Origin of the sequence: Streptomyces sp. ISL-43 (assembly GCF_018614195.1) — a bacterium.
In the GTDB taxonomy this organism is placed as follows: domain Bacteria; phylum Actinomycetota; class Actinomycetes; order Streptomycetales; family Streptomycetaceae; genus Streptomyces.
Genome location: NZ_JAGGOT010000076.1, coordinates 1 through 11,496 on the forward strand (window position 1 = coordinate 1; position 11,496 = coordinate 11,496).

8 protein-coding genes are annotated in these 11,496 nt (G+C 72.2%); 4 read left to right on the forward strand and 4 right to left on the reverse strand.

Going from position 1 to position 11,496, the window contains the following annotated elements:
* Positions 1-941 precede the first annotated feature (941 nt).
* From J7F03_RS35620 to J7F03_RS35630, 3 genes are all read right to left on the reverse strand, one after another.
* Positions 942-1,148 carry a hypothetical protein gene (locus tag J7F03_RS35620; protein WP_214956938.1) on the reverse strand — a complete coding sequence of 69 codons (207 nt, stop codon included), beginning with the start codon at positions 1,146-1,148 and terminating at the stop codon, positions 942-944.
* A 130-nt stretch (positions 1,149-1,278) separates the two neighbouring features.
* Positions 1,279-3,246 carry an MFS transporter gene (locus tag J7F03_RS35625; protein ID WP_374104438.1) on the reverse strand — a complete coding sequence of 656 codons (1,968 nt, stop codon included), beginning with the start codon at positions 3,244-3,246 and terminating at the stop codon, positions 1,279-1,281.
* A 185-nt stretch (positions 3,247-3,431) separates the two neighbouring features.
* A complete protein-coding gene (locus tag J7F03_RS35630) occupies positions 3,432-5,225 on the reverse strand; it encodes a serine hydrolase (protein ID WP_308380101.1) in 1,794 nt (597 codons plus the stop codon).
* 1,324 nt (positions 5,226-6,549) lie between these two features.
* On the opposite strand from J7F03_RS35630, the gene J7F03_RS35635 reads away from it, so the two are divergent.
* The 3 genes from J7F03_RS35635 (at position 6,550) to J7F03_RS35645 (ending at position 8,946) form a co-directional block, all read left to right on the forward strand.
* Positions 6,550-7,284: a GPP34 family phosphoprotein gene (locus tag J7F03_RS35635; RefSeq protein ID WP_214956939.1), complete on the forward strand. Its 735-nt coding sequence runs from the start codon at positions 6,550-6,552 to the stop codon at positions 7,282-7,284.
* 377 nt (positions 7,285-7,661) lie between these two features.
* Entirely contained in the window at positions 7,662-8,543 is an 882-nt protein-coding gene (locus J7F03_RS35640) for a helix-turn-helix transcriptional regulator (RefSeq protein WP_214956940.1), read from the forward strand.
* 193 nt (positions 8,544-8,736) lie between these two features.
* Positions 8,737-8,946: a DUF397 domain-containing protein gene (locus J7F03_RS35645; protein WP_214956941.1), complete on the forward strand. Its 210-nt coding sequence runs from the start codon at positions 8,737-8,739 to the stop codon at positions 8,944-8,946.
* Between the two features lie 193 nt (positions 8,947-9,139).
* Here the strand turns inward: J7F03_RS35645 and J7F03_RS35650 are convergent, their stop codons facing one another.
* Positions 9,140-9,985, reverse strand: coding sequence for a hypothetical protein (locus J7F03_RS35650; protein WP_214956942.1), 846 nt, complete (start codon positions 9,983-9,985; stop codon positions 9,140-9,142).
* A gap of 128 nt (positions 9,986-10,113) precedes the next feature.
* Here J7F03_RS35650 and J7F03_RS35655 point away from each other — a divergent pair, with 128 nt between their 5' ends.
* Positions 10,114-11,346, forward strand: a complete 1,233-nt coding sequence (locus J7F03_RS35655; protein ID WP_308380102.1) for a PLP-dependent aminotransferase family protein — start codon at positions 10,114-10,116, stop codon at positions 11,344-11,346.
* Positions 11,347-11,496 lie beyond the last annotated feature (150 nt).

The window sequence follows — 11,496 nt, forward strand, 5'->3', positions numbered from 1 at the left end:
TCCCATGGGGGTGGGGGTGGGCGTGCGGGTCATGGCGTACTCCGAGGCGGTGCGGACGTGGCGGGAACTCGTGGCGAGGCGGGTCTGTGGCGGGGCGACCCCCGCCCGGCCTACGCCACCCGGGTACTGGCTGCCCGGTCCAGGCGTGGGGGCAGGCACGGGCGGGTCCCGTCTGGGGGCGGGCCCCGGGGGTATGGCGGGCACGGCCACTCCTAGCCGGGGAGGCGGGCCAGCCAGCGGCCAGGGAGGCCGGGCCAGGGTCGGGCCCAGTCGGCGGAGGCCGGGGTCGGGGCCGGGACGGGGGGCCAGGGTCCAGGCCCGGCCCAGTACTCGTCCACCGGCCTCCGGGACGGGGGTCAGCGCTCCGTGCGGTGGCGGCGGAGGGCGGCGAAGGCGAGGCCGGCCGCGCCCGTGGCCGCCAGGCCGGCGCCGCCTGCGATCAGGAGGGTGCCCTCGCCGGAGCTCTCGGCGACGGCCTCCGCGCCGGCCCGTACGCCGCCCTTTCGGGGTGATCTTCTTGGCCTGCCCGTCCTGCTCGGCCTCGGGCTTCTGGGCCGAAGGGACGTCCGCCGCGAAGGCGTGGGCGGCCGGCAGGGCCAGGGCGGTGACGGCTCCGGCGGCGACGGCGACGGTACGGAAGGTGGTGCGCATGAGTGGTTCCCCTCGGGTCGGCGTCGCCTGTGGTCTCGGTCCGGGCGCTCCACCCGTTTCGAGTGGGTCGAGTGGTTCACGTGGGTCGAGTGGTTTGCCCTGGCGACAAGCACGACGTTACGAGGGTCATGTTCTGGTCATCCGTCGGCAATGTAACGGATGTCGGTATAGCGGCCCTCGAAGCCGTTAAGGGACCAAAGTCCCAGGTCGCGGACGCACGAAAGCCCTCCCGGACGAAACCGGAAGGGCTACGTGACGACGATGACCGGGGTCGGCTCCCGAGCCGGACCTCAGCTGAGTCCTCTGCTGCGCTCGCCGATGCGGTCACCCTGCGGGGTCCCTGCCCGCTTGAGTTCCGCCTTCGTGTGCGCCCCGCCCTTGACCTTGGTCCGGATCGGACCGTCGAAGCCGTGCGCCTGCGCGGCACGTGGCAGGCGGGTCGCCTCCACCGCCTTCGATACAGCCGCCTGGAAGTCCTGCTTCTGCTCTTTGCTCATCCCGTCGTCACTCCCTCAACTCGGGGCATCCAATCGGACTACTGGGATGGTATGCAGATATACGGACTAACGCACCCGGACCGGACGTAAAGAATGTCTGGATCATCAGAATGTTTGGATCATCATCCGGTCAAGGCCTCGGCGGAGTCGGGCGCTCCGGGGGCCCCAGCGCCTCGACGACCAGTTCCTCCGGACACGGCGTCCCCCGCGGCAGCTGGTACTTCGCCGCCACCCGGTACTCCCCCGGCGCCGGCGCCAGCAGCTCCGTCCACACGTCACCGGTGGCGTCCGGGACCGCCTTGAAAAGGCATCCCGCCTCGTTCACGTACGTTTTCGGCAAGGCCTTCGGCGCGGCCTGCTTCGGCGCGGACGGGGTCGCCTTCGCCCCCGCCTTCGACTCCGCCGTCTCCTGCGGCGGCGCCACCGGCTTGCCCTCGGCGTCCACCAGCCCCAGCCACGGCGAATGCGGGATCCGCACCAGCACCCGCCCGGCCTGCTTCACGTCGATGACCAGCTGGTCGGCGCTCGCCCGCACCACCGTCGCCGGCCCCGCGACCAGGTCCGTCGGATCGATCACCTTGAACAGCTGCCAGTTCGCGTCGCCCCACACCTGCTGGAGGTACGGGAGCCCCTCGCGCACCAGCTTCGCCTCGTCCCGCCCGCCCTCGTCGGGTTTGTCGGCGGGCAGCACCACGTAGTGCACGGCCCAGCGGTCCAGCCACTCGCGGTAGCTGTCGGCCGTCAGGGTGTCGTCGTAGAAGAGCGGGTTCCGCTCCAGGTCGGCCTGCCGGTTCCAGCCGCGCGCGAGGTTCACGTACGCGGGGAAGGCGGAGGATTCCCGGTGGCTGCTGGCCGGGACGACCTCGACGCGGCCGCGGTCGGCGCGCACCTTCTGGAGCTGGTCCACCAGCGGGGCCAGCTCCCGGCTCCAGGAGGCCAGCGGGGTGGTGCGGACGATGTCGGTGACGCTGTTGACGGTGATCCAGGCGGTCACACCGACGAGCGCGAGGACCAGCCCGTACCAGCGGCGCGTACGCCGCCCCGCGGACCCCTCACGGCCGTGGCGCGAGGACTCGTACGGGAGGGCCGCGAGCAGCACCGCCCCGCCGAACAGCATCGCCAGCCGGGTCACGTTCGATCCGACCTGGGAGTCGATCGCCCAGGTCAGGGCCACCCCGAAGGCGTAGATCGCGGACGCGGTCCGGACCGTCTTCCAGCCCTTCGGTACGAGGAACAGCGCGGCCAGCGCGCACCCGAACGGCAGCGCCGCCGACAGCAGCTTCATCGGCTGCGTCCCGGAGAAGGGGAACAGCCAGGCCGACAGCCCGACCACCGCCGCCGGGGCCAGCCCCAGCGCGTACGCACCCGGGCGCCGCCCGTTCAGGAACAGCGCGGCCGCGATCAGCCCGAGGAACAGCCCGGCGACCGGGCTGGAGGCGGTGGCGAGCGCCGCGAGCGGAGCCGCGGCGGCGGCCTTCGCCCAGCGCCGCTCGGCCCATTTGCGGGGCCAGCAGAAGACGGCCGCGACGGCCCCGAGCGCGAACATCACGCCGAGCCCGAAGGTGACCCGGCCCGACAGGGCGTTGCACAGCAGCCCGTACACCCCGGCCAGCGCGGGCCACAGCGGCTCGCGCACGGCCCCGCGACAGCGGGTCAGGATCATCGCGAGCAGCCCGGCCGAGACCGTACCGGCGATCATCATCGTGGTCCGGACGCCGAGCACGTGCATCACATACGGCGAGACCACGCTGTACGAGACCGGGTGCATGCCGCCGTACCAGGCGAGGTTGTACGCCGAGTCGGGGTGGCGGCCGACGAACTCGGCCCAGGCGTCCTGCGCGGCGAGGTCGCCTCCGCTGTTGGCGACGGCGAAGAACCAGACCAGGTGCAGCAGTGCGGCCAGCCCGGTGGCCACGGCCACGGGATGCCGCCGCGCCCACCCGAGGGCCGGCCCGAAGGCGCGGCGCAGGGGCCCGGCGGGGGCAGCCGGGTCCGGGTCCGGGCCCTGCTCCGGACCGGCCTGCAGGCCGGGTTCCCGGGCTTGCGCCCGCTCCCGGTCCTGCTCCTGGTCCTGCGTCTGCCGCTCAGCGGTGGTCACGCCGATGTACTCCCCAACACGACACTATGAGTCTCCGGTGTCCGATCCGGTGTCCGATCCGCTCCGGCCCGTTCTGGTCGTAGACGCGCTCCGGCGCCCCGGGGTTGCCCCGGGACGCCGGATCGCTCGTCCACGGCCGGCCCGCGCCGGCTGACGCCCGTCAGCCGACGCCCAGCCGATGCGCGTCAGCCGACGCGCGTCAGCTTCTTGCCGATGCCCGGCGCCGTGAGGTCGCTCTGCAGCGCCACCGGCACCTTCACCTGGCTGGCACCCGACCCGACGGTCAGTACGCCGATCTCCGAGCCCGCCTTGGCGGTCATCGGAATCTTGGCGGCGCCGTCACCCAGCTTGACGTCGACGGTGAGCGTCGGCCAGCCGACCGCCTCCACGTCGGCGGTGGCCACGACCGGGACGCGGCCGCCGAGCCCGTCGTCCACGTAGCCGACGACCTCGCCCTTCTTGACGATGTTGGCGGCCGTCAGCGCCTTCTGCGTGGCCAGCATGACGTCCTTGCTGGCCGAGATCGCGGTACCGAGGATCGGCACCCCGTGCTGGCCGAGGACCGCGCCGACGATCAGCTGGTTGGTCTTGCCGACCTTCTTCTCGGCGGCGAAGAGCAGATTGCCGCCGGCCTTCGTCGTGGAGCCGGTCTTGATGCCGAGCGAGCCGTTGAACGGAACCAGGTCGTTGTAGTTCCGCCACTGCTTGCCGGACGGGTCGGTCCAGTTCGGCAGCTTGGTGATCGCGACCAGCTCAGGCATCTCGACGATCTTGAGACCGAGCTTGACCTGGTCCTCGGCGGTGCTGACCGTCGTCGCGTCCAGACCCGAGGGGTCCGTGTACGTGGTGTTGGTCATGCCGAGCGACTTGGCGGTGTCGTTCATCTTCTTGACGAACGCCTCCTGCCCGCCGTCCCAGCGCGCGAGGAGCCGCGCGACGTTGTTGGCGGACGGGATCATGATCGCGGCGAGGGCGTCGTACTGCGAGAGCTTGTCGCCCTCCTTCAGCGTGTTGACCGTGGACTCGCCCTCGGTCTCCTTCTTGCCGTCGTCGACCGCCGTCTTGTCGACGGGGATCATCTGGCCCTTCTCCCCCTTCTTCATGGGGAAGTCCTTGAGGATGACGTACGCCGTCATGGCCTTCGCGACACTGCCGATCGCGACGGGCTTCTGCTCGCCGAAGGTGCCGACGGGGCCGAGGCCGGCCGCAGCCACGTAGGCCTGGCCCTCCTTCGGCCACGGCAGGGACGGGGCCCCGCCGTCGAAGGTGTACGAGGTCTTCGCGGTCACCTTGAGCGTCGGCTCGGGCAGCGGACGCACGAGCTGCACCACGGCGAGGACGACCGCCAGGAGCACGAGGATCGGGGCGTAGATCTTGAACCGCCGCACGGCGGTCCGGGTCGCGCTCGGCGGCGGGGGCGGGTTGTTGGTGAGGTCCGCCAGCATGTCGAGCGGCGGCTTGGGCGGCAGCGGCTGCTGCGTGGTCCGCTCGGGCGACTGCGTCGCCGGCCCGCCCGGGGCCTGTGCCGGTGCCGGTGCCGCCGGGGCGGCCGTCCCCGGCGCCGGGGGCGGCTTCGGAGCCTCGGGGCGCACCCCGGGCCCGGCGGGCGAAGCCGTCTTGGCCGCCTGCGCGTCATCGGTCCGCAGCGGTACGAACGTGCTCGCCCGCTCCCCGCCGACGGCGTGGGGCTGCACCGGCCGGGCGGCGCCGGGCTTGACGGCCCGGAACACGGCGGTGCGCTCGCTGTCGGCGGGCTCGCCGGCTCCGGGCGCGGCGGCCGGAGCGGCGGGCTTCACGGCACGGAAGACGGCGGTCCGCTCGCTGTCGGCGGGCTCGTCCCCGACCGACCGGCCCGGGGCCCCGGCGTCCGTACGCGGGGCGGAGCCGTTTCCGGCACCGGACGGGGCGGCGGACCCGCCACCCTCACGCCCGGAACCGGAAGCGGAACCGGCGACCGGAGGCTTCAGCGCACGGAACACGGCCGTGCGCTCACTGTCCACCGGCTCGGCCGGAACGGCCGGCGCAGGCTTGACGGAGGCCTCGGACGCACCGGCCGGGCCCTCGCCCGTACGCGGGTCGGAACCCTTCCCGGCACCGGACGGGGCGGCGGACCCGCCACCCTCACGCCCGGAAGCGGAACCGGCGACCGGAGGCTTCACCGCACGGAACACGGCCGTGCGCTCACTGTCCACCGGCTCGGCCGGAACGGCAGGAACGGGCGGAACAGGCTTGTCGGAGGTGGCGGACAGGCCCGCCGAGCCCTCACTCGTACGCGCGGCGGAGCCGCCCTCAGGGGCGGACCCTTCGCCCGCATGCCCAGAAGCGGAACCCACGCCCGGGCCGCCGGCCCCAGGCCGGGAACCAGCGGCCGGGGGCGTCACCGCCCGGAACACGGCCGTACGGTCGCTGTCGGCCGGCTCGGCCGCCGCAGGCCGGTCCGCAGACGCGTCGCGGGCCGCGGACCCGCCACTCGCACGCTCGGAAGCGGAATCCGTGCCACGACCGCCGGCCGCAGCACCGGCCGCAGCGCCGGAGGAGTCGGAGGGGCCGGCGGACTCGCCGGCCTCCTGAGCTCCGCCCGAGGCCGGAGCCGGGTCAGAGTCGGAGGTAGAGCCGGAAGCCGGAGCCGACGCAGGGGCCGGAGCCGAGGTCGAGGTCGAGGTCGAGGTCGAGCCCGAGGAGCCTGAGCGGCCCGCCGGCGCGTCCGCGGAAGCCGCGTCCGCGGAAGCCGCGGCAGCCTCAGCCACAGGAGCCGCGGACGGGGCGTCGGACCCGGAGCCCGCCTCCCCGGCGGCAGCGACACCCGCACCCGTAGCCGCATCCGCATCCGCACCGGAATCGGCCGCAGAATCCGCCGCGTCCTCCGGCAGGGCCTTGAAGACCTCCGTCCGCGCACCCGGCGCGGCATCGGCCGGCTCGGCCGGCTCGTCGTCGGGCGAGGGCTCCGCCGTGGCGACCCAAGCCGCCACCGCTTCCCTCAGCGGATCGCGCGCCGCGGATCCGTCCTCGGGGTCCCGCGGGCGGAACACCGAGACCCGCGGATCACGCCCCTCGGACGACTCCGCCGCCCCCGACGCTTCTTCATCAACCGACTTGTCGGGGGACTCGCCCGCCACCAGTTCCTCCTCGATCGCCACCACGTCCGGCTGTCCGAATGTCTAACAGTGTCCCGTCTAGGGCGCATCGCCCCCGTGCTAGACGAGAACGACATAGCTGACGGTTCCCCCACAAAGCAGGCAGGCGCTCTCGACAGATGAATGTGAGAGGCGTCACCCTGTCACTCATCCACGCGGGGAGGCATGGATGGGCAGGAGCCGCAGAACAATTCCGGAGGAGCTTCTGCTGCTCGCCTTGGACCCGGCCACGGGTACCACGGCGCAGCCGCAGTCGCTCGACCTCGGCCTGGCCGGGGCACAGCTAGTGGAGCTGGCTCTGGCAGGACGGATAGCCCCTGATGGGGATCGTATCGCCGTGGTGATGCCACGGCCGACAGGAGATCCGACTCTGGACTCCGCACTGGAACTGCTGCGCAGGCGCGGCAGCCCGGTTCGGGCGGTCCACTGGATCGGCGGACCCCGACTGGGGCTCCGTCAGATTTACCTCGCTCACCTGGAGCGTTGCGGCATGGTCCATGCCGTCGCGGGCCAGATGTGCGGGGTGCTGCCGACGACTCGCTACCAAGCGACCGACACGGCGATCAGCCGGGAGATCCGAGCCCGGCTGGACACTGCGATCCGCACCGGCGTACCGCCGGACCCGCGGACCGCGGCGCTTGCCGCCCTGGCCCACGCGGTCGGACTCGGCAAGCACCTGTACCCCGGCAACGAGGGGCGGTCGTCCAGGTCCCGACTGCGGGACCTGATCCGACACGACCCGATGGGCGGACTGGTGGCTCACGCCGTCATGGACGTCCAGAACGGTGTGGCCGCACAGCCGCGCCGCGACCGCGCACCGGCCCAGCCCGTCCGGGCCACGGCCACCGCCGTTCCGATGCAGCCGCGCCGGACCGGAGCGATGGCCCGCGTGGCCGCGCACTGAACCGCCGGCCGCACACGCAGTACGAGTACCGGTACGAACAGGACACGCAGTACCAGCAGGACACGCAGCACATGTAACGCCACTGCCGTGGCCGGCGTCCCCAGGACCCGGTCCGGGAGCCGCCAGCGCGCGGGGTGGCGAGGCCGGCACCCCCGGTCCCGCCGCCCCGCGCGTTTGCGTTACGGGCCGTTCCCTGCCCCTTCCGACCCCTTCCGACCCCTTCCAGGCCCCTTCCAGGCCCGTTCCGGGCCCCTTCGCGGCCCGTTCCGGACCCCTTCCCGGCCGTTCCCCAGCGAGGCCGCACGCTTCGGTGGCAGTCTGCTCAGCATCAGACACGCAGAGAGACAGCGAGAGAAGAAGGCGGAGGTGCCGTTCACGTGGCGTCCAATGTCAATCCCACCGTCCGACGCCGCCGACTGGGCATGGAGTTGCGCAAGCTCCGCGAAGACAAGGGCATGACGGCCGAACAGGTCGCAGAGCGCCTGCTCGTCTCCCAGTCCAAGATCAGCCGACTGGAGAACGGCCGGCGCTCCATCAGCCAGCGCGACGTCCGCGATCTGTGCGACGTCTACGAGGTCGAGGACCGGCGGCTCGTCGACTCCCTCATGCAGATGGCCAAGGACTCCCGCCAGCAGGGCTGGTGGCACGCCTTCGGCGACATCCCGTACAGCGTCTACATCGGCCTGGAGACGGACGCCGCCAGCCTGCGCACCTACGAGCCCCTGGTGGTCCCGGGGCTGCTCCAGACCCCGGAGTACGCCCAGTCGCTCGTGCGGGGCGCGTGGCCGGAGACCGCTCCGACCGACGTGGAGAAGCGCGTACAGGTCCGGATGCACCGCCAGAAGCGGCTCTGGGAGACCGACAACAGCAATCCGGAGATCGGGCCATTGCGCCTGTGGGCCGTCATCGACGAGGCGGCCCTGCGGCGGCAGGTGGGCGATGCCGCACTCATGATCCGGCAGCTGGAGTACTTGATAGAGCAGTCGGAGAAGCCGCACGTCACGGTCCAGGTGATGCCGTTCTCGATGGGAGCGCACCCGGGCGTCAACGGCCAGTACGCCATTCTGGAATTCCCGGACGCCTCGGACTCGACCGTCGTCTACATCGAGGGCGTGACGAGCGACTTGTACCTGGAGAAGGCCAACGACGTACAGAAATACAGCGTGATGTACGAGCATTTGCGGGCGCAGGCCCACAATGTGGACCAGACCAGGCAGTTCATCTCCCGGATCATCGACGACTTCGCGAAGGAGAACTGAGGTTCCGCGAAAGGCCGGTACGGTACACCGTCACTCCCCGGCCACAGAAGGCCTGAATGGAATATGCCACTCGGTCGGGTGAACGCCCGCCTCACCTGCCGGGACCTGCGGGTAGCGTCGATCACGTCAGCCGGAGAAATGGCCGACAGGACACCGGGATCCACCGGAACTACTCGCTGAACCGGAGAGAAACATGGCTATTCGTCAGGGCTCCACGGAAAACTGGATCAAGTCCTCCTACTCCGCCAACGGCGCCTGCGTCGAGGTCAAGTCCCCCGCCATGGAAGCCATCGCGGTCCGCGACTCGAAGGTGCAGGACGGTCCGTCCCTCACCTTCGCGCCCGGTTCCTGGACCTCGTTCGTCGCCGATGTGACCGAGGGCCGGCTGGGACGCCTCGCCTGAACGTCGAGGCGAACATCCCAGCCCCCCGAGCAACGATCAGCGCCACCTGCACGACGAGTACGAGTACGACCCGCACGGCCAGTAGGACCAGCACGACCAGCACGACCAGCACGACCGCACCACTGTCTGGAGCCCTCTCGACCGGCCCGCCGTCCTGGCCGAGGGGGCTCGGCCATGTCCGCGCAGCCGCGGACTACCGCAACTGGTCCACGTACCGGTCGGTCCCCGGCACCGTCGGAATGAACGGTGCCACCAGCTCCACCCGCCCCAGCCCCGTCTCCGCGACCTCCGCGTCCAGTCCCTGGAACCGGTCCCAGCAGGTGCGCGGGTCGGCCTCCAGGAACCACAGCAGGGTCAGCCGGGTGTCGACCCCCTCGACCTGCTTCACGTACGTCATCCGGTCGCCGGGCAGCGGCGTAGGACGGAAGACGGTGACCATCGCGGCCGGGGAGCCGGCCAGCCGCTTCGGCAGGGCGCGCGAGCGCAGCCACTCCAGCAGCTCGGCCCGCTGCTCAGGGCCGTCGGCGTCGAGGACCTGGACGACGAGCCCGCCGTACGGGTGGTCGAGGGCGTGGAAGTCGCGGGGGCCGGCGGCTCCGTCGCGGTAGACGGTGGCCTCGTGGTCCTGGAACGCGGTGAAGACGTGGGTGCGGTCCTGGTAGACGCGCCCGTCGCGGTTGAGGCGCTTGTTGATGCCGACGGTCCACTTCATGTGTTCGTCGTAGCGGCCCTCGGTGACCCAGTACGTGGATATGTAGCACCCGGCCGTGACGGGCTGGGCGACCGCCGACTTCTCCGGGTAGCGCAGCTCTTGGAGCTCGCGGGTGGCGACCCAGCGGCGGCCCGCGTACATCCAGGGCATGGCCATGGCGCCCGCGTAGTAGTGGTCGTCCTCGTACCAGCGGTTGTACGCGAACTCGTGGCCCGGATGCGGTTCGACCATCGTGATCAGCGCGTGGCCGGGGTGGACTCCGTAGGGGCCGACCGAGGCGAGCTCGGCGTAGTCGTCGACTCGGGTGTTCCGCTCGTCTGCTGTCATGGGAAACGGTCTAGCTGATAGTGCGTCAGATGGGGAGCCCCCGGCGGGTGTTCACCCGCCGATACGTAGATGCCATCTACATGTTCCTGCCGCTACGATGCGCGCACCCGCCTCCCGAAGGAGCTCCCGTGCCCGCCTCCACGCCCGTCGCCGCACCCGCCTCCGCACCTTCCGCAGCCCTCGCCCCGCCGCCGCCCTTCGCCGCCCGCATCCGCACGACCGCGCCCTCGGCCGTCCGCGAGATACTCGCGGTCACCGCCCAGCCCGGCATGATCTCCTTCGCCGGCGGCCTGCCCGCGCCCGAACTCTTCGACGCCGAGGGCCTGCGGGCCGCGTACGACGGCGTCTTCGCCCGCTCGGCCCGCCGCGCGCTCCAGTACTCGACCACCGAGGGCGCCCCGGAGCTGCGCGCGGCGGTGGCGCGGCGGCTCGACGGGCGCGGACTGGCGACCACCGAGGACGACGTACTGATCACCACCGGCTCCCAGCAGGGGCTCGGCCTGATCACGACGGCGCTGATCGAGCCGGGCGACGCGGTCCTCGTCGAGAACCCCACCTACCTGGCCGCCCTCCAGGGGTTCACGCTGGCGGGCGCCCGGGTGATCCCCGTGCCGTGCGACGACGAGGGCATCCTCCCGGACGCCCTGGAGGAGATCGTGGCGCGCGAGCGCCCCAAGCTGCTCTACACCGTCCCCACCTTCCAGAACCCGACCGGCCGCACGCTCCCGTCCGCCCGCCGGACGGCGGTCGCGGCCCTCGCGGCCCGGCTCGGACTGTGGCTGCTGGAGGACGACCCGTACGGGGACCTGCGCTACGAGGGCTGCGACATCCCGTGGCTCGCCGCGCACCCGGGCGCGGAGGACCGTACGGCCCTGCTCGGCAGCTTCTCGAAGGTGATGGCGCCCGGGGTCAGACTGGGCTGGCTGCGCGCACCGGCGGCGCTGCTGCGGGGGGCGGTGCTCGCGAAGCAGGCGGCGGACCTGCACACCTCGACGGTGGACCAGCTCGCGGCGGCGGAGTACCTGCGGACGGCGGACCTGGACGCCCACATCGCCCGGGTCCGGGACGCCTACCGGCTCCGCCGGGACGCACTCCTGTCGGGCCTGGCGTCCGCACTCCCGGCCGGCTCTACGTGGAACCACCCGGAGGGCGGCATGTTCGTCTGGGCCCGCCTCCCTGAGGGCCACGACGCGACGACCCTGCTGCGCGCGGCGACCGGGGCGGGCGTGGCCTTCGTCCCCGGAGCCCCCTTCTTCGCCGGGTCCCCGGACCCCAGAACCCTCCGCTTGTCGTTCACGACGCACACGGAGCAGGAGATCGGGGAGGGGCTGCGACGACTGGCGGGGGCGGCGTTGCGGTAGGGGGCGGGGTCGGGCGGGGCTGCGGGGGCGGCCTGGCTGCGGGCGGGTCCGTGGCTTCGACGGTTGGGCGGGGCGTCGGGTTGGCGGGGTCTGTGCGCGAGGGGGCTTTGACAGTTACCGGGACGCCCACCGGCACCCATCAAAGCCCCA